At 68.4% G+C, this 21,579-nt stretch carries 20 protein-coding genes and 1 pseudogene; 3 read left to right on the top strand and 18 right to left on the bottom strand.

Features of this window, described 5'->3' with window-relative positions:
* Positions 1–67: 67 nt before the first annotated feature.
* The gene (locus tag ASE96_RS12230; protein WP_056430580.1) at positions 68–412 is read right to left on the bottom strand and encodes a hypothetical protein; all 345 of its coding nucleotides are present in this window, start codon (positions 410–412) and stop codon (positions 68–70) included.
* A 96-nt stretch (positions 413–508) separates the two neighbouring features.
* Between ASE96_RS12230 and ASE96_RS12225 the strand changes: the two genes are divergently transcribed.
* Positions 509–1,357 carry a class I SAM-dependent methyltransferase gene (locus tag ASE96_RS12225; RefSeq protein ID WP_056430577.1) on the top strand — a complete coding sequence of 283 codons (849 nt, stop codon included), beginning with the start codon at positions 509–511 and terminating at the stop codon, positions 1,355–1,357.
* Here ASE96_RS12225 and ASE96_RS12220 read toward each other — a convergent pair.
* The 14 genes and pseudogenes from ASE96_RS12220 to ASE96_RS12160 all read right to left on the bottom strand — a co-directional run bounded on the left by ASE96_RS12220 (position 1,354) and on the right by ASE96_RS12160 (position 16,083).
* Positions 1,354–2,163, bottom strand: a complete 810-nt coding sequence (locus ASE96_RS12220; RefSeq protein WP_056430574.1) for a hypothetical protein — start codon at positions 2,161–2,163, stop codon at positions 1,354–1,356. The two genes, ASE96_RS12225 and ASE96_RS12220, sit on opposite strands and share 4 nt — an antisense overlap.
* A 30-nt stretch (positions 2,164–2,193) precedes the next feature.
* Complete coding sequence (locus tag ASE96_RS12215) at positions 2,194–2,433, bottom strand: type IV toxin-antitoxin system AbiEi family antitoxin domain-containing protein (protein WP_056430571.1); 240 nt, start codon at positions 2,431–2,433, stop codon at positions 2,194–2,196.
* Positions 2,434–2,631: 198 nt separating this feature from the next.
* Positions 2,632–3,111, bottom strand: a complete 480-nt coding sequence (gene bcp / locus ASE96_RS12210) for a thioredoxin-dependent thiol peroxidase (protein ID WP_056430568.1) — start codon at positions 3,109–3,111, stop codon at positions 2,632–2,634.
* A 69-nt stretch (positions 3,112–3,180) separates the two neighbouring features.
* Positions 3,181–3,966 carry a winged helix-turn-helix domain-containing protein gene (locus tag ASE96_RS12205; RefSeq protein WP_056431011.1) on the bottom strand — a complete coding sequence of 262 codons (786 nt, stop codon included), beginning with the start codon at positions 3,964–3,966 and terminating at the stop codon, positions 3,181–3,183.
* Between the two features lie 11 nt (positions 3,967–3,977).
* Positions 3,978–5,321 carry an allantoinase AllB gene (gene allB / locus ASE96_RS12200; RefSeq protein WP_056430565.1) on the bottom strand — a complete coding sequence of 448 codons (1,344 nt, stop codon included), beginning with the start codon at positions 5,319–5,321 and terminating at the stop codon, positions 3,978–3,980.
* The gene (locus tag ASE96_RS12195; RefSeq protein WP_056430562.1) at positions 5,314–6,546 is read right to left on the bottom strand and encodes a glycerate kinase; all 1,233 of its coding nucleotides are present in this window, start codon (positions 6,544–6,546) and stop codon (positions 5,314–5,316) included. Before ASE96_RS12195 ends, allB begins: the two co-directional genes overlap by 8 nt.
* A gap of 3 nt (positions 6,547–6,549) precedes the next feature.
* Entirely contained in the window at positions 6,550–8,340 is a 1,791-nt protein-coding gene (gene gcl / locus ASE96_RS12190) for a glyoxylate carboligase (RefSeq protein ID WP_056430560.1), read from the bottom strand.
* Positions 8,341–8,546: 206 nt separating this feature from the next.
* Positions 8,547–9,449 (bottom strand): annotated as a pseudogene (locus ASE96_RS12185) (2-hydroxy-3-oxopropionate reductase); the annotation flags it as partial.
* 45 nt (positions 9,450–9,494) lie between these two features.
* Complete coding sequence (locus ASE96_RS12180) at positions 9,495–10,295, bottom strand: hydroxypyruvate isomerase family protein (protein WP_056430555.1); 801 nt, start codon at positions 10,293–10,295, stop codon at positions 9,495–9,497.
* 227 nt (positions 10,296–10,522) lie between these two features.
* The gene (locus ASE96_RS19185) at positions 10,523–10,684 is read right to left on the bottom strand and encodes a glycine zipper domain-containing protein (protein WP_156367585.1); all 162 of its coding nucleotides are present in this window, start codon (positions 10,682–10,684) and stop codon (positions 10,523–10,525) included.
* Between the two features lie 198 nt (positions 10,685–10,882).
* Positions 10,883–11,698 (bottom strand): bifunctional allantoicase/(S)-ureidoglycine aminohydrolase, encoded by an 816-nt coding sequence (locus ASE96_RS12175; protein ID WP_056430552.1) that lies wholly within the window; start codon positions 11,696–11,698, stop codon positions 10,883–10,885.
* Positions 11,699–11,722: 24 nt separating this feature from the next.
* Positions 11,723–13,009, bottom strand: a complete 1,287-nt coding sequence (locus tag ASE96_RS12170; RefSeq protein WP_056430550.1) for a DUF6986 family protein — start codon at positions 13,007–13,009, stop codon at positions 11,723–11,725.
* 3 nt (positions 13,010–13,012) lie between these two features.
* Positions 13,013–14,611: a malate synthase A gene (aceB, locus tag ASE96_RS12165; RefSeq protein WP_056430547.1), complete on the bottom strand. Its 1,599-nt coding sequence runs from the start codon at positions 14,609–14,611 to the stop codon at positions 13,013–13,015.
* Between the two features lie 59 nt (positions 14,612–14,670).
* Positions 14,671–16,083 carry an NAD-dependent malic enzyme gene (locus ASE96_RS12160; RefSeq protein WP_056430544.1) on the bottom strand — a complete coding sequence of 471 codons (1,413 nt, stop codon included), beginning with the start codon at positions 16,081–16,083 and terminating at the stop codon, positions 14,671–14,673.
* Between the two features lie 218 nt (positions 16,084–16,301).
* Here ASE96_RS12160 and ASE96_RS12155 point away from each other — a divergent pair, with 218 nt between their 5' ends.
* The gene (locus tag ASE96_RS12155) at positions 16,302–17,057 is read left to right on the top strand and encodes an IclR family transcriptional regulator (RefSeq protein WP_056430542.1); all 756 of its coding nucleotides are present in this window, start codon (positions 16,302–16,304) and stop codon (positions 17,055–17,057) included.
* Positions 17,058–17,155: 98 nt separating this feature from the next.
* Here ASE96_RS12155 and ASE96_RS12150 read toward each other — a convergent pair whose 3' ends face one another.
* A complete protein-coding gene (locus tag ASE96_RS12150; RefSeq protein WP_056430539.1) occupies positions 17,156–18,661 on the bottom strand; it encodes a nucleobase:cation symporter-2 family protein in 1,506 nt (501 codons plus the stop codon).
* 153 nt (positions 18,662–18,814) lie between these two features.
* On the bottom strand, positions 18,815–19,723 hold the full coding sequence (pucL, locus tag ASE96_RS12145) for a factor-independent urate hydroxylase (RefSeq protein ID WP_056430535.1): 909 nt from the start codon (positions 19,721–19,723) through the stop codon (positions 18,815–18,817).
* 369 nt (positions 19,724–20,092) lie between these two features.
* Between pucL and ASE96_RS19375 the strand changes: the two genes are divergently transcribed.
* Positions 20,093–20,260 carry a hypothetical protein gene (locus tag ASE96_RS19375; RefSeq protein ID WP_200913045.1) on the top strand — a complete coding sequence of 56 codons (168 nt, stop codon included), beginning with the start codon at positions 20,093–20,095 and terminating at the stop codon, positions 20,258–20,260.
* 54 nt (positions 20,261–20,314) lie between these two features.
* On the opposite strand, the gene ligD is transcribed toward ASE96_RS19375, so the two are convergent.
* On the bottom strand, positions 20,315–21,559 hold the full coding sequence (gene ligD, locus ASE96_RS12140; RefSeq protein ID WP_056430532.1) for a non-homologous end-joining DNA ligase: 1,245 nt from the start codon (positions 21,557–21,559) through the stop codon (positions 20,315–20,317).
* Between the last annotated feature and the right edge of the window lie 20 nt (positions 21,560–21,579).

Below are 21,579 nucleotides of genomic sequence, written 5' to 3'. Positions count from 1 at the left end.
TCTCACGTTGTGCGCTAGGACTTTCCCGGCGGCCGGTTTATGACCTGCAGCGTTTGACCTGCAGCCCTTAGGCCCCCTGCTGGTCCTCGGTGTCGGGAACGGAATCCGGGACGGATTCGACGACGGCGCGCTTGGCCCGGCGGACGCTCAGCCGGTCCAGGATGAGCGCAACAGTGCCACCCAATATGACGCCTCCGGCGCCGCACATGATCATAAAGAAGCCGAAGACGGCGCTGGCGTCGTAACTTTCGTCGCCCGGGAGGCCGTAGGCGAGGAACGCGGCCACGACGAAGCCCACAAGCCCGCCCAGGACCAGGAATGGCACGTACTTCGGCGCCCGGCGCACGGTGATTTCGCGCCGTTCGGGGACGTGCTGCTCGTCTGGGGTGCCGGGGTTTTCGGGGGTAGACATGCCGTTAAGCCTACTGCCACTGGAACCATTGCCTCGGCCCGGGGCGGGGGAGCACACTAAGGGGTGGGGGAGGGCAAGGAACAGCCAAGGAGCGCCATGTCAGCCTCAGCGGAGCAGATCAGGGACCAGCAGCGCAGCACCTGGGACGAGTTCTCCGCAGGCTGGCGGAAATGGGACGCCGAAGTGATGGACTGGCACGCATCCTTTGGCGACGCCGTCATCGAGGAGGCGTGGCTCCGACCGGACTCGGCGGTACTCGACGTCGCGGCCGGAACCGGAGAGCCGGGCCTGACCGCCGCCGCCCTCGTTCCCCGCGGAAGCGTCGCCCTGCTGGACATCTCCGAGGGGATGCTGCGGGTGGCCGCGGAGAAGGCTGCGGCCCGCGGTCTGGCCAACGTGGAGACCGCCGTCGGCGACGCCGCCGCCCTGCCGTTCGACGACGCATCTTTCGATGCGGTCCTCTGCCGCTTCGGCCTGATGTTCTTCCCCAGGATGTCCACCGCCGTGGGCGAAATGGTACGCGTGGCCAAACCGGGCGCCCGGATCAGCGCCGCCGTCTGGAGCCGCGCCGCCGAGAACCCGTGGGCCAGCCTGATCCTCGGCACGATCGCCCGCCATACCGAACTGCCGGTACCTCCGGCGGGCACGCCCGGCCTGTTCCGTTGCGCCGCGCAGGGTTTTATGACCCGGATGTTCAGGGACGCCGGCCTGGTCGACGTCAGCGAGCGGAAGGTCAGCACGGACCTGGTCCAGGACTCACCGGAGCTCTATTGGGAGTTCATGACCGATATTGCGACCACCGTGGCGGTGGGCCTGGCCCGGGCCGACAGGGAAGCCCGGGAACTGATCCGCTCCGACGTCTTCCGGCTGCTGGGCCGCTACGAGCACGACGGCGCCCTCCGCCTCCGCTCCACGGCCACCATTGTGGCGGGGACCCGGGTTTAGGCTGCTGCTGCTGCTGCGCCGTTTTCCGCGCCGTTTTCCGTCTCGCGCCGCGATTTCGGACCGGCCCGGCGCGGATCCGGGGAGCGTGTGTCTGATTCCGCAGCAGTTTTCCGGAAGCGTGTCCGGATCAGCGACGGCAGGACGGGAGTGTCGCCCGCGGAACGCCCGCCTCCGAAAAAAGCGGCAAACCGTGCGGGACTGGACAGCTCAGACCACGTCCAGGGGACCACCCGCCGGCCCGTGGCACGGATCCGGTCCTCCCGGCGCTTCTCGTCGGTGAGCGCCCGCGCCGTCGTCCGGCCGCGAAGGTACTCCGGATTCCGGTATTTCACGAGGCCGTCGAATTCTCCGCACAGCCGCTCCTCGGGCCAGTCAAAGTCTGTGATGGCCACCAGCCCGCGCCCGTCCCGGATCTCGACCTGAAGGAGGGGAACCCGGAAGCCAAGCCGGTGCATCATGGCACGGCTGACGGATTCGCCCGGGGAACCGGACGCGGGATCGGCAAACCTCAGGGCGGCCCGGATCCGCCGGGCGGCAGCCGCCGTGTAATTACCGTCGACGCCGGCGTCGAGTTCCGCTTTGCTGAGCGGTGCAAGGGTGCCCGGCTGCGGCCGGAGGACGTGGTCGAATACCGCGACGCCCTGCTCAAATGATTCGAAGGCTGCCAGGTCCAAGGCTGTACGCGCGCGGTCCAAGACCAGCAGGCCGTGGCGCTCCTCGATCCGGGCCGAGTCCAAATCGACGAAATGCCGGCGGACCCCGGCACGCGAGCGTCCGCCGCCGGCGTCGGAGGTGCATGCGTGCACTGGATGTTGAAGGCCCAGCACCGGCATGTCTCAGAGCACGCCGGAGGACTGGCGGCAGAAGACCGTGCGGCTCTGCAAAGTGGCGGCCGCCGCCCTGATGAGGAGCGGATACCGGTCCCACGGCGTCAGCGTCTCCCAGTCCTGCGCCCGGACGTAGACGCCCTGCCGGATGCGGCGGAGCTGCCCGGACTTCGCCTTCCGGGCCAGGTCCCGAGCGTCCTGGCCAAGCCGTGAGAGGTCGCTACTGAGAATCAGTTCCGGTACGTCCATGCCACAGATGCTGGTCGGCCAAGACGGTCCGGGCAACGGCCGGTGCAGCGGATGTGGAGAACTTTCCCGCGGCGACTTCGGCCCGGGGCGGCGCTGTCGGAAAAGCGCGGCGAAATCGGACCGCCGCGCCATGGATCCCCGGGGCGCCGGTCCGAAATCGGGGCGCCTGTCCGAGACCGGGCAACGGACATCGTGGCGTCAGATGCCGAGGGCATCCTTCAGCGCGGCGACGTGGCCCTGCGCCTTGACCTGGTACTGCGCCAGCTTGACGTTGCCCTCGGGATCCAGGACCACTGTGGACCGGACGATGCCCTCGGTGACTTCGCCGTTGACCAGCTTCTCGCCCCAGGCGCCGTAGGCCAGCGCCACGGAGTGGTCCTCGTCGGCGAGCAGCGGGAACGTCAGCGCGAAGTCGCCCGTGAACTCGGCCAGGGCCTCGGGGCCGTCGGGGGAGACACCCAGCACTTCATAGCCGGAGCCCTGCAGGGAGGACAGGCTGTCGCGGAAATCGCAGGCCTCGGTGGTGCAGCCCGGGGTGGCGGCCTGCGGGTAGAAATACACGATGACGTTCTTGCCGCGGTAATCGGCCAGGGACACCTTTTGGCCCGCGGCGTCCGGGAGCGTGAACTCCGGGGCGGGGGTTCCGGGCTGGAGCTTGGTGGTCAGGTTGGGGCTCATAAGGATCCTTCGGGTCTGGTGTGGTCTGTCGACTGGGAAAAGGCGGTTTGCTGATGCACAACCACGGTTTCAGATGCTGTATTCCGCCGGCCCGCGCACCTTGGTCCGGGGTCCGGGCACAAACTGGTAGCCGCCGCCGCGGACTGTCGCGATCGCGTGCCGCCCGCGCCGCAGTTTGCGCCGCACGCGCCCCACGTACACATCGATGGACCGCGAGGCCGCCGCGGAGGAATCGAACGATTCGAGGAACATCCGCAGTTCCTCCCGGCTGACGGTGCGCGAGCAGTTCTCCACGAGGTGGCGCAGCAGCCTGAACTCGACACCGGTCAGGGCCACCGGCCGGCCGTCCAGCAGCACCTCGCCGGCGGCAAGGTCTACGGACACCAGGGTGTCCGGACCGGCCGACGGCGGGAGCCGGGGTGCGCCGCTATCTCCCGGGAAGTCTTCCGGGGAGTCCTCCGGAACGGACGACGACGGCGCCCGGGTTCCGCTGCCGGGTGTTCCCGCCGGTCCACCCTGCGGGAGGGGGGTAGCAGCGGAGGTTGCAGCCCCGGCGGCGGGCCTGACGTGGACTTCCGCCTCCGGGGCAATCTTCAGGGCGCGCGCCAGCAGCAGTTCCGCGGCACGGGCCATCACGGCCTTATCAATGTCCTGTCCGCCGCCCGGCGCAACCCAGACCGCCAGGCCGTGGGCCTTGAGGGCTGGGCCCGCCTGAACCGGCCCCGCCTGAACCGGACCCGCCTGAGCCGGCCCCGCCTGGGCGCGCTCCGACGGGACAGGCGCCGGGGTGACGGGCGTCGGCTTCGCCGGGGCCGCTGCGCATATGCCGCGCGGGGCATGTACTTGGACTGCCACGGTCATCTGCCTCAGACGCCGCCGCGGCGGATGAGCTTTCCACCGGGGGTCTGGCCGTCGATCTCATGCCCGCGCAGGAATGTCCTCCGGACCACACCGGAGAGCGCCTTGCCGTCGTAGGGCGTGATGGGGTTCTTGTGCTTGAGCTTGGACACGTCCACCACGAAGGCCTCGTCGGGCGCGAAGACCGAGAAGTCCGCGTCGAACCCGAGGGCCAGCTGGCCCTTGGTGGAGAGCCGGGCCAGGGCGGCCGGCTTCTCGGCCATCCAGGACACGACCTGCTCCAGGGGAATGCCGCGGTGCCGGGCCTCCGTCCAGATCAGGGACAGGCCCAGCTGCAGCGACGAGACCCCGCCCCAGGCCACGGCAAAGTCGCCGTTTTCCAGGTCCTTGAGGTCCAGGGTGCTGGGCGAGTGGTCGGAGACGATGCAGTCGATGGTCCCGTCCTCCAGGCCCTTCCACAGCAGCTCGCGGTTGGCGGCCTCGCGGATGGGCGGGCAGCACTTGTAGGCGGTGGCGCCGTTGGGGATTTCCTCGGCCATGAGGGTGAGGTAGTGCGGGCAGGTCTCCACGGTGAGGTGGACGCCGTCGCGCTTGGCCGTGGCGATCATCGGCAGGGCGTCGGAGGACGAGAGGTGCAGGATGTGGGCGCGGGCGCCGGTCCAGCGGGCCCGTTCAATGACCTCGGCGATGGCCTTGTTCTCGGCGCCGCGGGGGCGAGAAGCCAGGAACGTGGCGTAGTGGTCGCCGCCCGGGTGGGGCGCGCGGTCGATTGCATGGGAGTCCTCGGCGTGGACGATCATGAGCGAGTCGAAGGACTTGAGCTCGGCCATGTCCTCTTCCATCTCGTCCGCTTCCAGGTGCGGGAACTCGTCCACGCCGGAGTGCAGCAGGAAGCACTTGAAACCGAACACGCCCTCGTCATGGAGTCCGCGCAGCTCCGCCTTGTTGCCTGGCACGGCCCCGCCCCAGAACCCGACGTCGACGAACGCCTGGTCCTCGGCCACCTCGCGTTTGAGCTTGAGTCCTTCCACGGTGGTGGTGGGCGGGATGGAATTCAGCGGCATGTCGATGATGGTGGTGACGCCTCCGGCTGCCGCGGCGCGGGTGGCGGACGCGAATCCCTCCCACTCGGTGCGGCCGGGCTCGTTGACGTGGACGTGCGTGTCCACCAGGCCCGGGATCAGGGTTTCGTCGTCGGCGAGTTCAATGACTTCCGTGCCGGAGAGCCCGTTGCCAAGCGGCACGATCGCGGCGATCCTGCCGCCGCGCACACCCACCTCACGGGCCGCGATACCGGCCGTCGTGAGGATGCGCCGGCCACGGACGACAAGGTCAAAGTTTTCTTCAGACATTGAGTGGCTCCTTCGTGCGGGCACTTTCCGCCGGCGCGGTGCCGGCGCGGGTCAGGTCCGCCAGTTCCGCGCCGATCTGCTTGCCCACTTGTTCAAGCAGGGGTCCTGCTTCGGCTATACACAGTTCTACCTTGGCCTCCAGCGCGGTCAGGGGGTAGACCTGCCGGAATCCGGAATCCTTCTGCTGCTCGGCCGTCAGCGTGGTCCGGCCGCAGACGGCCACCACCGGCACGCCCGCCCGCGCGGCCGCCCGGGCAACCCCCAGGGGCGTTTTGCCGAGCAGGCTCTGTTCATCCAGGCTGCCTTCGCCGGTGATCACCAGGTCCGCGCCGGCCAGCCGGTCGGCCAGCCCGGTGAATTCCAGTACGACGTCGATGCCGGGCCGGCGGGTCGCGGCCAGTACCGCGATCGCCGCGTAGCCCACCCCGCCGGCGGCACCGGCGCCTGGAGCGGCCGCGGCCTTCAGCGCCCGGGGTCCGATCTCGGCTGCGAGGGCGTCCACAAAGCGGGTTAGGGCCGAGTCGAGGACTGCTACGTCCTCCGCCGTGGCGCCCTTCTGCGGGCCGAAAACCGCCGGGGCGCCTTCCGCGCCGAGCAGCGGGTTGTCCACGTCGCTGGCCAGGACGAAGCGGGCACCGTCCAGCCGGGAATCGAAGCCGGAGAAATCGATCCGGTCCAGCCGGGCGAGGGCCGCGCCGCCGGGCGGGAGGTCGGCGCCGTCGGCGTCGAGGAGCCTGGCGCCGAGTCCCTGCAGGACGCCGGCGCCGCCGTCGGTGTTGGCGCTGCCGCCGACGCCGAGGATGATCTGCCGGCACCCGGCGTCGAGCGCTGCCCGGATCAGTTCCCCGGTGCCGAGGCTGGTAGCGCTCTTGGCGCTGGCCGAATCCGCCCGGCCGCCCGAGCCCCCTTCGCCGGTCCCGGCTGGGCTGCCGGGCAGGACGGCAAGTCCGGACGCGGCGGCCATTTCGATGACGGCTTCCCGGCCGCGGACCGCGAAGTCCGCCCGGATCCGCTGCCCGGTGGGGCCGCTGACCACAGCGCTGCGGCGGGTGAAACCGGAGCCGACGGCGGCGTCGAGGGTCCCTTCGCCGCCGTCGGCCACCGGAATCCGGAGGACGTCAAGGTTGGAGCCCGTCGCCGCCTGCAGCCCGGCCTCGACGTGCCGGGCGACGTCCGGGGCGGACAGCGACCCCTTGAACTTGTCCGGAGCTATGACTACGCGCATGTCTTAGGCCTGCAGGGCCAGGATGGCGGTGGGGGCGTCCTCGCGGGTCTCGGCCAGGGCCTCGAACTCGTTGACGGCGTTGATTTCCACGCCCATGGAGATGTTGGTGACCTTCTCCAGGATCACCTCGACCACCACGGGAACCTGGAACTCGCCCATGATGGCCTTGGCCTTGCCGAACGCGGACGCCAGGTCGTTGGGGTCCTCCACCCGGATGGCTTTGCAGCCCAGGCCCTCGGCCACCTTGATGTGGTCCACGCCGTAGCCGCTCGCGGTGGCGGAGAGTCCGGTGGAGTTGATGTTCTCGAAGGCCAGGGACACGTTCTGTTCCATGTTGAAGCCGCGCTGGGACTGGCGGATCAGGCCCAGGTAGGAGTTGTTCACCACCACGTGGATGTACGGCAGGTTGAACTGGGCGCCCACGGCCAGCTCTTCGATCATGAACTGGAAATCGTAGTCGCCGGAGAGGGCGACGACGGTCTGGTCCGGTTTTCCGCGCACGACGCCGAGCGCGGCCGGGGCGGTCCAGCCCAGGGGGCCGGCCTGGCCCGCATTGATCCACTGGCGGGGCCCGAACACGTGCAGCATCTGCGCGCCTGCGATCTGGGACAGGCCGATCGTGGAGACGTAGGTGGTGTCCTTGCCGAAGGCCTTGTTCATCTCCTCGTACACGCGCTGCGGCTTGATGGGAATGTTCTCGAAGTGGGTCTTGCGGTGCATCGTGGCCTTGCGCCCGGCGCATTCGGCGGCCCAGCCGGAGTAGTCCGGCAGGGTGCCTGCCGCCTGGCGTTCGCGGGCGAGGTCAACCAGGCCCGCCAGCGCCGCGCCGGCGTCGGAGGCGATGCCCAGGTCCGGGGAGAACACGCGGCCGATCTGCGTGGGCTCGATGTCGATGTGGACGAACGTGCGGCCCGCCGTGTAGGTGTCCAGTCCGCCGGTGTGGCGGTTGGCCCAGCGGTTCCCGATGCCGATGACGAAGTCGGAGGCCAGCATGGTCTCGTTGCCGTAGCGATGCGAGGTCTGCAGGCCCACCATGCCGGCCATGAGCGGGTGATCGTCGGGGATGGCGCCCCAGCCCATCAGGGTGGGGATGACGGGCACGCCCAGCAGTTCGGCCAGTTCCACCAGCTCTGCGGACGCGCCGGCGTTGATGACGCCGCCGCCGGCAACGATCAGCGGGTGCCGGGCGGCGGTGAGCATGTCCAGCGCCTTCTCCAGCTGTTTGCGGCTGGCCCGCGGCTTTTCGACGGCCAGGGGCTCGTAAGCGTCGATGTCGAATTCGATCTCGGCCAGCTGGACGTCGATGGGCAGGTCCAGCAACACCGGTCCCGGGCGGCCGGAGCGCATCAGCTGGAAGGCCTTCTGGAAGGCGCCGGGGACCTGCCCAGGTTCCAGGACGGTCATGGCCATTTTGGTGACCGGCTTGGCGATGGACTCGATGTCCACGGCCTGGAAGTCTTCCTTGTGCAGTTTGGCCACGGGGGCCTGCCCGGTGATGCACAGCATGGGGATGGAATCGGCCCAGGCGGCGTAGAGTCCGGTGATCATGTCCGTGCCGGCTGGCCCGGAGGTGCCGATGCAGATGCCGATGTTGCCGTCCTGGGACCGGCTGTAGCCGTCAGCCATGTGGCTGGCGCCTTCCACGTGGCGGGCCAGGGTGTGGCGGATCCCGCCGTGGTTCCGCATGGCGGAGTAGAACGGGTTGATGGCCGCGCCTGGCAGGCCGAACGCCTCGGTGGCGCCCTCCTTTTCCAGGATGGCGACGGCAGCATCTACGGTGCGCATCTTAGTCATGGGGTGCTCCTTGAAAGTCTGATTTTGGGTGTGCTGAAGGGAGGCCCGGCGAACGGTCGCGGGGCACTTTGGGGGAGCCGGCGTCGTAATCCACGACGGCGGCCGGCGTGTCCGTGTCGAAGTGCCCCCGGACGGCCGGTTGGGTTGCGCCCGGCGACGACTGGGCAGCAGCCGGCGGGCGGCGGGCCGCTTAGTGGCGGCCTGCGCTACTTCCGGCCGGAGAGCTGCAGGACCTGCTTGAAGAGTCCGGAGTGGTCGAGTCCGCCGTCGCCCTGGCTGACGGTGGCGGCAACGAGCTGAGCGACGACGGCGCCGAGGGGGACGGCGACGTTGGCTTCGCGGGCGGCCGAGGTAACGATGCCCAAGTCCTTGTGGTGCAGGGCCAGGCGGAAGCCGGGGTCGAAGTTGCGGTCCAGCATCTTCTGGCCCTTCTGGTCCAGGACCTTGGAACCGGCCAGGCCGCCGCCCAGGACCTTCAGGGCCGCGTCCGTGTCCACGCCGTAGGCCTCAAGGAAGGCGATGGCCTCCGCCAGGACCTCGATATTGACGGCGACGATCAGCTGGTTGGCTGCCTTGACGGTCTGGCCGGAGCCTGCGGGGCCGACGTGGACGATGGTCTTGCCTACCGCGTTGAGGACATCCTGGGCGGCCTCGAAATCTGCCGCGTCGCCGCCCACCATGATGGACAGGGCGGCGTCGATGGCGCCCTGCTCGCCGCCGGACACCGGAGCGTCCAGAGCGCGGATCCCGGCGGCCTTGGCGTCCTCGGCGAGGCGCTTGGCGACGTCCGGGCGGATGCTGCTGGCGTCGATCCACAGGGCTCCGGACTTGACGTTGGCGAAGACGCCGTCGGGCCCGCTGACGACTCCCTCGACGTCGGGGGAGTCCGGCACCATGGTGATGACGACGTCGGCGTCCTTGACGGCGTCGGCGATGCTCGTGGCGCCCCGGCCGCCTTCGGAGACGAGCTTGTCGATTTTGTCCTGGCTGCGGTTGAAGCCGGTGACAGTGTGGCCGGCGTTGACCAGGTTGATGGCCATGGGCAGGCCCATGATTCCGAGTCCGATGACTGCAACGTTGCTCATGATGGTTCTCTTTTCTGAAGTCTTTTTAGCGCGGGTGTGCTGCGTGGCGGGTGCGGGTGCGGGTGGGGACTAGCGGGCCACGCGCTGGCGGATGGCCCAGGCAAAGGCGGTCTCCGCCGGTTCCTTGTACTCGAGGCCGATGTAGCCCTCGTAGCCGAGTTGGCGGCTGCGGGCGATCCAATCGCCGAGGGGAAGCTCACCGGTTCCGGGAGCCCCGCGGCCGGGGTTGTCGGCGATCTGGATGTGGCCGAAGTCCTTGGCGTGCTTTTCAATGACGGCGGGGACGTCGTCGCCGTTGACCGACAGGTGGTAGAAATCGGCGAGGAGCCTGATGTTCTCCGCACCGGTTTCCGCCTTCACCCGGGAGATGACCTGCAGGGCGTCGTCGGCCGTGAGGAGCGGGTAGCGCGGGGCGCCGCTGACCGGCTCCAGCAGCACGGTGCCGCCGATGCCGGCAACGCCGGCGGCCGCGGCGGCGAGGTTCTGGACCGCCAGCTCGTCCTGCGCCTCCGGGGTGTGCTCGTCCTGCCGGTTGCCGTAGAGCGCGTTGAAGGACGTGCAGCCGAGCCGTCCGCCGATCCCGGCGACGGCGTCGATGTTGTCCTTGAACTCGGCGCAACGGCCCTTCCAGGACACCAGGCCCCGGTCCCCGGCCGGCATGTCGCCGGCGTTGAAGTTGAGCCCGGCGAGCTGGACGCCGGCATCGGTGATGGCCCGCTCAAAGCGGGTCAGTTCGGCATCGCCGGGCACCGATGAGGCGAAGGGCCACCAGAACTCGACGGCGTCAAAGCCGGCGGCCTTCGCCGCGGCGGGCCGCTCGAGGAGGGGCAGTTCGGTCAAGAGGATGGAGCAGTTCACGGAGTACGTCATGGCGGGTTCTTTCCGGTGAGGGCGGGAACTGGATACCGGGCGTCGTTGCCCGTCTGTCGCTTCCAATTCAGGTTTCTTTATATTTTCCGCTTTGTGGAATCTTAATTCTGCTTTATGAAAAGTGTAGGGAAGGTAGGCAGGTCAGTCAAGGGGGTGGGCGACGTGGGGAATCAAGGCGCGGAGTGCGCGGGAGGCCGGGGCCCGGCAGTGCGGGGCGCGGGATATCTCTACCGCTTCGTGGGGTCTTTCCGGGCCGCCAGGCCTACCAGCGCCCCGACCCCCAGCCCGATCAGCAGACCGGTGAACGGTTTGTCGGCAGTGACCACTCCAATGACGAGGCCAAGGGCCGCGCCAAGGAGCATTCCGATCCACAGGGACTCGTACTTCACAGCCTCAGGCTAGCAAGCATCGCCGGGCGCACAAGGGGGCACAAGGATGCGCAAGGGGCCACTGTGTTGGGGGAGGCAGCCGACGTGCCGCGGGGCGCCGTCGAACGCCATATGGCATCCGGCAGCGCCCCGGGCCGCGCTCCCGGGGTGGGGCAGTGACGGGTGTCCGGCCGGGCGGGAACAGCGCAGGGAACTTGTTTAGGTGAGGCGGATCTGCCGGTTGACGTCCTTGTAGAGCAGGTAGCGGAACGGGCCCGGTCCGCCGGCGTAGCAGGCCTGCGGGCAGAAAGCGCGGAGCCACATAAAGTCGCCGGCCTCGACCTCCACCCAGTCGTCGTTGAGCCGGTAGACGGCTTTGCCCTCCAGGACAAAGAGTCCGTGCTCCATCACATGGGTTTCGGCGAACGGGATCGAGCCGCCCGGCTGGAACGTGACGATGTTGACGTGCATGTCGTGGGCCAGATCGTCCGGATCCACGAAACGGGTGGTCGCCCAGGCGCCGTTGGTGTCCGGCATAGGCCGCGGTTCGACGTCCTGGTCGCGGGTCACGAAGGACTTCGCGGTGAAGCCGTCCAGCGGCTCGTAGGCCTTGCGGATCCACTGGAAGCTGGCGGCGTCCCCGGCGGAATCGTTGGAGACCTTCCAGTCCGAGCCGGCGGCGAGGTAGGCGTAGCCGCCGGACTCCAGGTGGTGGATCTCGCCGTCGAGGGTCAGTGTCAGTTCGCCCTTGGTGAGGAAGATGACGCCTTCGACGCCGGCCTCCGCCTCGGGCTTGTCGCTGCCGCCGCCCGGCGCCACCTCCACGATCAGCTGCGAGAAGGTGGTGGCGAACCCGGCGATGGGGCGGGCGATGATCCAGGCGCGGGTTTTGGTCCAGCCGGGGAGGTTGCTGGTGACGATGTCGCGCAGCACCCCCTTGGGGATCACGGTGTAGGCCTCTTTGACGACGGCGCGGTCGGTGAGGAGCTGGGTCTGCGGCGGCAGGCCGCCTTCGGGGGAAAAGTAGGTGCTCATTGGGTCACTCCTGTGTAAATGGGGTCAGTGGTTGTGGGCGGCGGCCGGCTGGGCCAGCCGGGGGTGCGCCAGGGCGGTCAGCCGGGGCAGTGCGAGGCCGCTCAGTTCCAGGACTTCCTCCGCGCCGGCGGCACCGCACTGGATGCCGCGCAGCACGAAGGCCGCGAGGGCCCTGGCCGTGGCGGGTTCGTCCATCACGCCGCCATCGGTGCGCTCCACATAGTTGCGGAGCCGCGCGGCGGCGGCGGGAAGACCCTGCCGGTAGAACGCGTAGGTGGCGGCGAAGCGGCTCGGCAGCTGGGCGGGGTGGAGGTCCCAGCCCTGGTAGTAGCCGCGTTCCAGCGAGCGGCGGACCAGGCGGCCGTGGAGCCGCCAGGCGTCCTGCACCCCGTCGCCGACGGGGATGACGTTGGTGGACCCGTCGGAGAGCCGGATGCCGGTGCCGGCCACGGCCAGCTGCATCACTTCCTTGGCGTAGTCCGCCACCGGGTGCTCCATGGACTGGTATTCCGCGGAGATCTGCAGGGACGCAGAGTAGTCGTAGGTGCCGTAGTGCAGGGCGCTGATCCGGCCGGGAACGGCGTGCGGCAGCTGTGCCACCGGGGAGGTGCCGTCCGGGCCCAGGATCAGCTGCGGCGTTTCCACCTGGACCTCAAAGCGCAGGCGTCCGGCGGGCAGCGAGTGGACCTCCTCCAGCCGGGACACGGCGTAGTCCATCGCCTGCACCTGGGCCACGGTGGTGACCTTCGGCAGGGTGAGGACCAGCCCCTCCGGGAGCTCGCCGGCGGCGGCCAGGCCGGAGACGAACAGGTCCAGGGTGCGCAGCCCGCGGGCCCGGGTGGGCGCCTCGAAGCACTTGAACCGGATCCCGATGAACGGCGGGGCACTGCCGTCGGCCACCGCGGCGGCCACGGAGGCCGCGGCAGTGACGGCGTCCGCGTCCTCGGCGTCGTCACCCCGGTCCCCGTAGCCGTCCTCGAAATCCAGCCGGAGGTCCTCGATCGGCTCGCTGCCGAGCTTCGCGGCCACGCGGGGGGCGACGGCGCCGGCCAGTGCGGGATCCTGGCCGAGCAGGGTGCAGAGCTGTTCCAGTCCGCCGTGGGCGTCGGCGGCAGCCAGCGCCTGGGCGCCCCAGCCGGCGGCGAACCCCGGAGTGAAGCGGTCGGCCGGGACATAGACGGTGTGCACCGGCTGGCGGGTGCCGTCGTCGCCCGGGTAGTTACGTTCCAGTAGCTCATCCGTCGCCGCCAGCTGGGCATCGATCCTGCCCAGGTCCGCCGCGGAGAGCGCCCCGGAGGGCGATGCAGCCATGGCTCAGCCCACCAATTCGTAGGCCGGGGTGGTGAGGAAGTCCGTGTAGTCCTCGGAGAGGCAGATATCGCCGATGAGCTTGCTGGCGGGCAGGTAGTGCTTCGCGAACGCGTCCTCGCCCACCTCGCCGCGGAGCTTCTCCGTTTCTTCGGCCAGGATCCCGGTCACCAGCTCGCGGGTCACGGTCCGGCCGGTGTCGGCGAGGACCACCTGGTTGCGGATCTGCTGCCAGACCTGCGAGCGGGAGATCTCCGCCGTCGCGGCGTCCTCCATCAGGTTGTGGATGGCGACGGCGCCGTTGCCCGAGATCCACACCGCGGTGTAGGCGATGGCGACGTAGAGGTTCAGGCGCAGGCCGGCCTCGGTGACCGTGCCGTCGGCGGAGGCGACGTCCAGGAGCTGGTCCGCGGTGACGGAGACTTCCGGGCGCTGCTTGTCCAGCTGGTTCGGCCGGTCGCCCAGGACCGCGTCGAAGACGTCCCGGCAGACCGGCACCAGGTCCGGGTGGGCCACCCAGGAGCCGTCAAAGCCGTCGTTTGCCTCACGGGTCTTGTCCGCGCGCACCTTCTCGAAGGCCTGGGCCGTCACCTCGGGTTCGCGGCGGTTGGGGATGACGGCCGCCATGCCGCCCATGGCGAAGGCGCCGCGGAGGTGGCAGGTCTTGACCAGCAGCTCGGTGTAGGCGCGCATAAACGGCGCGGTCATGGCCACGGTGGCGCGGTCCGGCAGCACGAACCGCGGGCCGGCGTCGCGGAAGTACTTGATGATGCTGAACAGGTAATCCCAGCGCCCGGCGTTCAGTCCGGAGGCGTGGTCGCGGAGTTCGTAGAGGATCTCGTCCATCTCGAACGCCGCGGGGATGGTCTCGATCAGGACCGTGGCGCGGATGGTGCCCTGCGGGATGCCGAGGTAGTCCTGGGCGAAGACGAAGATCTCGTTCCAGAGACGGGCCTCGAGATGGCTCTCCATCTTGGGCAGGTAGTAGTACGGGCCCTGGCCGTTGTCCAGCAGCCGCTTGGCGGTGTGGAAGAAGTGCAGGCCGAAGTCCACCAGGGCGCCCACGGTGTGTTCGCCGCCGATCAGCAGATGGCGCTCGCTCATGTGCCAGCCTCGCGGGCGGGCCACGACGACGGCCAGCGGGGCGTCGGTGCGGAGCGTGTATTCCTTGCCTTCAGGGGAGGTGTAGGCCAGGGTGCCCGCCGCGGCGTCGCGGAGGTTCAGGATCGATTCGATCACGTTGGACCAGGTGGGGGTGCTGGCGTCCTCGAGGTCGGCGAGCCAGACCTTTGCCCCGGAGTTGAGGGCGTTGATCGCCATTTTCGCCGGTGCGGCCGGTCCCGTCATTTCCACCCGGCGGTCCTGGAGGGCAGCGGGGGCCGGGGCGACGGCCCAGTCTCCCTCGCGGATGTCCCGTGTCTCCGGCAGGAAGTCGAGCCGGCCGGTGCGCGCCACTTCCTCCCGCTTGACCGCACGGGCCTTGAGGAGCTCCCCGCGGGTGGCGGCGAACCGCTGGTGCAGTTCCTCGATGAAGGCCAGCGCCTCCGGGGTGAGGATCTCCTCCGAGCGGTCTACGGGGCGGTGGGCTGAGATTGTGAGAGCCATTGTGGTCCTTCCTGTTCGGTGAGTCAGGCGGTGAATCAGGCGCTTGGTTAGGCGGCGGATCAGGCGTGGGAGAGGGCAGCGGCCGGGGCCGCCGCGTGGGCGGCGGCGGCAACAGCGGCGGCGACATCGGAGGCCACGTGGGGGTCGAAGACGCTGGGAATGATGTAGCTGGCGTTCAGCTCGTCGTCAGCCACCCGGTTCGCGATTGCCTCGGCGGCGGCCACGAGCATCTGGGGGGTGATGTCCGACGCCCCGGCGTCCAGCAGGCCGCGGAAGAATCCGGGGAACGCCAGAACGTTGTTGATCTGGTTGGGGAAGTCGCTGCGGCCGGTGGCCACCACGGCGGCGTGCCGTGACGCGACCACGGGGTCGATTTCCGGCGTGGGGTTGGCCATGGCGAACACAATAGCGTCCTTGGCCATGGAAGCCACCTGCTCTTCGCCGATCACGTGCGGTGCGCTGACGCCGATGAAGACGTCGGCTCCCCTGAGGGCCTCGTGCAGGGTGCCGGAGAAACCCTGTTCGTTGGTGTTCTCGGCGATCCAAGTGCGGTGCTCGTCGTCGTACTGTTCGCCGAAGTGGATCGCTCCCGAGCGCCCGGCGGCAATGATGTTGCGCGCGCCCTGCGCCTTGAGCAGCTGGATGATGGCCGAGCCGGCCGCGCCGACGCCCGACACCACAATCCGGACTTCGGGGAGCTTCTTGTCCACCACGCGCAGGGCGTTGGCGAGGGCCGCGAGCGTGACGATGGCGGTGCCGTGCTGGTCGTCGTGGAAGACCGGGATGTCGAGTTCCTCGCGGAGCCGGTTTTCGATCTCGAAGCAGCGCGGCGCGGCGATGTCCTCGAGGTTGACGCCGCCGTAGACCGGGGCGAGGGCCTTGACGATGCTGATGATCTCCTCGGTGTCCTGGGTGTCCAGGCAGACCGGCCAGGCGTCGACGTTGGCGAACTGCTTAAACAGTGCCGCCTTGCCTTCCATGACGGGCAGTGCCGCGGCCGGGCCGATGTTGCCGAGGCCCAGGACGGCGGACCCGTCGGTCACTACGGCGATCGTGTTGCGTTTGATGGTCAGGTTCCGGGCGGCCTCGGGGTTTTCCGCGATGGCCAGGCAGACGCGCGCCACCCCGGGGGTGTAGGCGCGGGAGAGGTCGTCGCGGTTCCGCAGCGCGACCTTTGGGACAACCTCCAGCTTGCCGCCGAGGTGCATCAGGAAGGTGCGGTCGGAGACGTTGCGGACGGTGACGCCGTCGAGCGCGTTGAGCGCGTCCTTGACGCGGGCCGCGTGGTCGTCGTCCGTGGTGTTGCAGGTGACGTCGACCACCAGTGTCTCGTGGTGGGATTCGGTGACGTCCAGGGCGGTGATCGCGGCGCCGGCGGCTCCGACGGCGGCGGCCAGCTCGGACGTGGCGGTGAAGCTGGACGGTGCCTCCACGCGCAGGGTGATCGAATTTCCGGGGCTCGGATTCGCCATTGAATTTCCTCCTAGTCGGCCCGCGGACGGGCGCTCTCTGCAATCACTTATTTCGTATTATGGATATTATTATCTACTTTGTGGAAATACAAGCCCCGAATGTGACTCTGACGCGGCGTCGACGGCGGGCAGGCGGTGCTGTATCTTGGGTCTACTAAGCACTTTTTTCACGATGCGGATAAAAGTTGTCGCAAGCGAACTCTCAGGAGACCCAAGCCATGGCGGAAAAAGCCCCCGGAGGCGTGCAGTCCGTTGAACGCGTTTTCGAACTTCTGGAACTGATCACTGATGCCGGCGGCGACGTCACCCTCAGTGAACTGTCTTCCTCCACCGACCTGCCGCTGCCCACCATCCACCGGCTGCTCCGCACGCTGGTCACCCTCGGCTACATCCGGCAGCTGCCGAACCGCCGCTATGCGCTGGGCCCGCGCCTGATCCGCCTGGGTGAGGCCGCGAACAAGCAGCTGGGCGCGCTGGCCCGGCCGGAGCTCCAGTCGCTGGTGGAGCGGCTCGGGGAAACCGCCAACATGGCGGTGCTGGACTCGGACATGGTCATGTACGTGGCCCAGGTCCCGTCGCTGCACTCCATGCGGATGATCACCGAGGTGGGCCGCCGCGGCTTTATGCACGCCACCGGCATGGGCAAGGCCATCCTGGCCCAGCTGGACGACGAGACGGTGCGCGGCATCGTCACCCGCAAGGGCATGCCCACCCCCACGCCGAAGAGCATCGGCGACGTCGAATCCCTGTTTGCGGACCTGAAGCTGATCCGGGACCGCGGCTACTCCATCGACGAGGAGGAGCAGGAGCTCGGCGTCCGCTGCTTCGCGATCGCCATCCCCAATGCGCCCACCCCGGCCGCGATTTCCGTCTCCGGCCCTGTGTCCCGGGTGGACGAGTCGTTCGCCGCAAGGGCCGTGCCGCTGCTGCGCGAGGCCGCCCTGGCGATCTCGCAGGACCTCAACAAGGCCTGAGCCCCGGCATTCAAACTGCGGCCCGCGCGGCCGCGCAGCGGCCCCTTTTCCTTTCGGGAAAGGGGCCGCTGCATTCATAACGGTGGTGCCGCCGGCCGTCAGTGCTCGGATTTCGACGCCGACTCCACGGGGACTTCCTTGCCGTCGCAGTCGATCAGCTTGCCGCCCTCGAAGCGGTCGCCGTCGGCCAGGCCTTTGAGGTCCTGTTCCTTCACGATTCGTCCGGTCCCCGCCACGAACACGGACTGGTTTTCCGAGTTGCCCGCCTTGAGGTGGTTGAAGAGCAGGTTCAGCAGGATGGCCATCACGGCCGCAGAGCTGATGCCGGAGTGGAAGATGGTGGCGAACCACGACGGGAACTGATCGTAGAAGGTCGGGGCGGCGATCGGGATCATCCCGAAGCCGATCGACGCGGCCACGATGACCAGGTTCATGTTGTTCTTGTACTCCACCTTCGCCAGCGTCCGGATGCCGCTGGCGGCCACCGTGCCGAAGAGTACGACGCCGGCACCGCCCAGTACCGGTGTCGGCACCGCGGCTACCACCCGGCCCAGGACCGGGAGGAGGCCCAGGATCACCAGGATGGCGCCGCCGGCGCTGACCACGAAGCGGCTCTTGACACCCGTGATGGCGACGAGCCCCACGTTCTGGGCGAAGGCGCTCTGGGTGAAGGAGTTGAACAGCGGCGAGATGGCGCTGGAGAGCATGTCGGCCCGCAGGCCGTCGCCGATGCGCTTGGAGTCCACCTTGGTGCCCACGATTTCACCCACGGCAATGATGTCCGCGGACGTCTCCGTGAGGGTCACCAGGATGACGATCAGCATCGAGATGATCGCCGCGACGTGGAACGTGGGCGGCCCGAAGGCGAACGGGGTGGGGAACGCCACGATGGGGCCCTGCGCCACCTTGGAGAAGTCCGTCATGCCGGCAATAAAGGCGATGACCGTGCCCAGCACCATGGCCAGGAGAATGGAAAGCCGCGAGATGGTGGCGCTTCCCACCTTGCTCAGCAGCAGCACGATGGCCATGGTGGCCGCCGCCAGCCCGATGTTGGCCACGGAACCGTAGTTGGGCGCGGCCTTGTTGCCGCCCATGGCCCAGTTCGCGGCCACCGGCATCAGGGTCAGCCCGATGACGGTAATGACCGTTCCCGTGACCACCGGCGGGAAGAAGCGGATGATCTTGGAGAACAGCGGTGTGATGAGCAGGCCGATCAGCGACGCGGCAATCACCGAACCGAACACGGACTGGATCCCGCCGCCCTCATCCACGATCGCCACCATGGTGGAGACGCCCGCGAACGAGACGCCCTGGACCAGCGGAAGCCGGGAGCCGAAGAACGGGATGCCGATGGTCTGGAGAATGGTGGCGAGGCCGCCCACAAAGAGGCAGGCTGCGATCAGCAGGCCGATTTCCTCGGAGGGCATTCCGGCCGCCGCGCCAATGATGAGCGGGGGTGCGATGATGCCGCCGTACATCGTCAGGACGTGCTGGAGGCCGTAGGCGAAGGTGCTGCCGATCGGGAGGCGTTCGTCTTCGGGCCGGTCGGACTGTGTGCGGCCGGAGCGGGACTTGACCGCGGACGGCTTCTTTTTCATGTTCATGGCAGACTTTCTTGGTTCATGGCAGACGTCTTTGTCTGGCTAACAGTGTCTGGCTAACAGATGTGGCTTGGTGGGGTACTGGCGGCCTGTTCCGGGGCCGGCGCTGGGGCTGGCCCTGGAACAGGCCGCGGCGTTGTGAACGGGCGGGGGTGCCTAGCAGAATCCGGCGATGCCGGACCAAGCGGCGTCGGCCGGTGCTGCCTCTTCGCGCTGGACCGTGGCCTCGATGAGGCCGTACGGGCGGTCGGCGGCGAAGAAGACCTCGTTGGGGTTGTCGAGGCCAAACGGCGAGAGGTCCACCAGGAAGTGGTGCTTGTTGGGCATCGAGAACTTGATTTCGTCGATCTCGCTGTGTGCCTCGAGGACCTTGGTGCCCATATCGAACAGGGTCTGCTGCAGGGCGTGGGAGTACTTTTCGGTGAAACCCTCCAGCAGGAGGGCCTTGACGTCGTCGTAGTTCTTGTTGAAATCGAGGGCGCTGAAATCGGTGCCGGCGTTGTAGCGCCAGCGTGCGGAGACGTCCGTGGCGAGGATCCGATCGGTGGTCTCAGGCAGGGTGGTGTACTTGTCCCGCGGGTAGCCGACGAAGCCTGACTGCGTGGACTTGAGGACCGTCAGGTCCTTGAGCCCCGAGATGAGGTGCCGGTCGGCGCCGTCGCGGACCAGCACTGCGGTCCGGACTTCCTGGCCGTTGCGCACGAAGGAGTGGTCGTGGGCCGCGCCGTGGGCCTGGATGCGGTCCCAGCTGTACGCCTCGGCCTCCCAGCGGCCGCCGGTCACCCAGTCGAAGCTGGACGTGAAGTGGTCGCCGAGCCGGAGGAGGAAGGCTTCCGGGGAGCCGATGCCCTCCCGGGCGAAGGCGTAGATGGTGTTCTTCTGCGTGTCCGTGGCCACCACGTGGCTGTTGTCGCCTTCCAGGTGGGCCGCCGCGAAGTCGCCGCGGAGCTGCGAGGTGACGTTGAGGTCTTCGATCTCGTGGCGTTCAGTGTCGCGGGTGATCTTGACGACGCGGACTTCGGCCTTACCGTACTGGTTCTGTCCGAGGACGATCTTGTTGTTCATGGTGTGGTTCCCAACTTCCGGTATGTGGAATCAAACTCCCACATAGAAATTTCGTACGCGTTTCGCGTTCGTTTCTTTCACCGCCGGCCCACAAAAAAGAGCCGACGTCAGTTGACGCCAGCTCATTACAACCCTGCCTGCTGCTCCCAGGTTACGTGACCTGGGCCACGAATTACCTTCAAGGTTAGCCCAGGCCGGCGGTGGTGTACATCACAATCCCAACTTTCCGATTGTGACCGGGCGGGGTCTGCGGCGGGCGCGGAGGGTGTTGACGGGCGCGGGCCCGCGTCTTACAGTTTCCATAGGACAATAAATAGTTTCCGAAATGCGGAAACAATACGGAATAATGGCAAGAATGAGGAGGAACAGATGGACCAGCAGGATCAAAACAACGTCGCTGACTTTCCGGCGCCCGGCCAGGAGCTGTACCTGCCGTTCGGCGCCACGGATCCCGACTTTTACATCCCGGCCGACTGCGACCGCGCCGGCAGGGGATTCTCCCGCTGGCTGCGCGCGCTGCCGCTGTTCGGCCGCTAACCCCCGCAGGGGTTCTGTCGTACTGGAGGGGCGCGCCTCAACGAGCGCCCCGTGTCAGGACCCCCGGCGCCCCGGCCACTCCTTGCCCGCCCAGGGGTCGTAGTCGGCAATGAGCTCCTCCTGCGGCGGACGCTCCGCCTCGGGGACATGCTGCAGGTTCACCCGCACCCTGTACCAGAGCGAGCTCGATCCGCGCATTCCGTCGACCAGCACGTCGGCGGGGTGCAGCGCCGGGACGATGTCCGCATGCCGGGTCTTCCACTCATCCAGCGCCGCGAGCGCCTCGGGCTTGGTCCTGGTGCGGGCCACTTCGATGAGCGGCATCACCGACTGCCGGCGGCCGGAGCCGTCCCCGCCGCGCGGGGGCTTTTCGGCGGGGCCGAGCTCGGACGCCAACGCGAGGAGTTTGTCGAGTGAGCCCGCCGCACCGTCGATGCCGGCGTGTGGGTCGCCCCCGTCCGCGAAGCGCCGGGGCACTGTGCGCACCGTGAACAGTTCCGGCCGCGCGGAGCGGACCTCGTCCCATACGAGCGGCGTCGAGACCCGGGCGTCGGGCAGAGGCCGGATCGAGTACGCCGAGGCCACGGTGCGGTCTTTTGCGTTCTGGTTAAAGTCGACGAACACACTCTCGCCGCGCTCCTCCTTCCACCACCGCGCGGTGGCGAGGCCGGGCGCGCGGTTTTCGACCTCGCGGGCCAGGGTCTCGGCGGCAAGCCGCACGTCGCGGTATGACCACTGCGGCGAGATGCGCACCAGGATGTGGAGTCCGCGCGACCCGCTGGTCTTCGGCCACCCCACGAGTCCCGCGTCGCCGAGCACGTCGCGGGCGACATACGCAACGTCGACGATCTGGGACCAGCCGACTCCCGGCATCGGATCCAGATCGACACGCAGCTCGTCGGGGTGCTCGAGGTCCTCGGCGCGCACCGGATGCGGGTTGAGGTCCAGGCAGCCGAGGTTCACCACCCACGCCAGGCCCGCGGCATCCCGGATGACGGCCTCCTCGGCGGATGTCCCCGACGCGTAGTGCAGGGTCGCCGTGTCGATGAAGTCCGGATGGTTTTCCGGCACGCGCTTCTGGAAGAACGGCTCAGCGTCGATGCCCTTCGGGAAGCGCTTGAGCACCATGGGCCGGCCGCCCGCGCCCCGCAGCGCACCATCCGCCACGGCGAGGTAGTACCGCACCAGGTCCAGCTTCGTCAGCCCGGGTTCGGGGAACACCACCTTGTCCGGGCTCGAGATCCGAACCTCAGTGCCGGCGATGTTGAGGATCTCGGCCGGGGCCTTCGATGGGCTCATTCCGACACGCTAGCAACGAT

Source organism: Arthrobacter sp. Leaf69 (assembly GCF_001422645.1).
Lineage (GTDB): Bacteria > Actinomycetota > Actinomycetes > Actinomycetales > Micrococcaceae > Arthrobacter.
The sequence above is the reverse complement of the archived record's forward strand: the minus strand, read 5'-3'. Positions and strand labels throughout refer to the sequence as shown.

Coding starts and splice junctions, on each gene's coding strand:
- ASE96_RS12230 (WP_056430580.1), bottom strand. CDS start 412: ATGTCTACCCCCGAAAACCCCGGCACCCCAGACGAGCAGCACGTCCCC.
- ASE96_RS12225 (WP_056430577.1), top strand. CDS start 509: ATGTCAGCCTCAGCGGAGCAGATCAGGGACCAGCAGCGCAGCACCTGG.
- ASE96_RS12215 (WP_056430571.1), bottom strand. CDS start 2,433: ATGGACGTACCGGAACTGATTCTCAGTAGCGACCTCTCACGGCTTGGC.
- bcp (WP_056430568.1), bottom strand. CDS start 3,111: ATGAGCCCCAACCTGACCACCAAGCTCCAGCCCGGAACCCCCGCCCCG.
- allB (WP_056430565.1), bottom strand. CDS start 5,321: ATGTCTGAAGAAAACTTTGACCTTGTCGTCCGTGGCCGGCGCATCCTC.
- ASE96_RS12195 (WP_056430562.1), bottom strand. CDS start 6,546: ATGCGCGTAGTCATAGCTCCGGACAAGTTCAAGGGGTCGCTGTCCGCC.
- gcl (WP_056430560.1), bottom strand. CDS start 8,340: ATGACTAAGATGCGCACCGTAGATGCTGCCGTCGCCATCCTGGAAAAG.
- ASE96_RS12180 (WP_056430555.1), bottom strand. CDS start 10,295: ATGACGTACTCCGTGAACTGCTCCATCCTCTTGACCGAACTGCCCCTC.
- ASE96_RS12175 (WP_056430552.1), bottom strand. CDS start 11,698: ATGAGCACCTACTTTTCCCCCGAAGGCGGCCTGCCGCCGCAGACCCAG.
- ASE96_RS12170 (WP_056430550.1), bottom strand. CDS start 13,009: ATGGCTGCATCGCCCTCCGGGGCGCTCTCCGCGGCGGACCTGGGCAGG.
- aceB (WP_056430547.1), bottom strand. CDS start 14,611: ATGGCTCTCACAATCTCAGCCCACCGCCCCGTAGACCGCTCGGAGGAG.
- ASE96_RS12160 (WP_056430544.1), bottom strand. CDS start 16,083: ATGGCGAATCCGAGCCCCGGAAATTCGATCACCCTGCGCGTGGAGGCA.
- ASE96_RS12155 (WP_056430542.1), top strand. CDS start 16,302: ATGGCGGAAAAAGCCCCCGGAGGCGTGCAGTCCGTTGAACGCGTTTTC.
- ASE96_RS12150 (WP_056430539.1), bottom strand. CDS start 18,661: ATGAACATGAAAAAGAAGCCGTCCGCGGTCAAGTCCCGCTCCGGCCGC.
- pucL (WP_056430535.1), bottom strand. CDS start 19,723: ATGAACAACAAGATCGTCCTCGGACAGAACCAGTACGGTAAGGCCGAA.
- ASE96_RS19375 (WP_200913045.1), top strand. CDS start 20,093: ATGGACCAGCAGGATCAAAACAACGTCGCTGACTTTCCGGCGCCCGGC.
- ligD (WP_056430532.1), bottom strand. CDS start 21,559: ATGAGCCCATCGAAGGCCCCGGCCGAGATCCTCAACATCGCCGGCACT.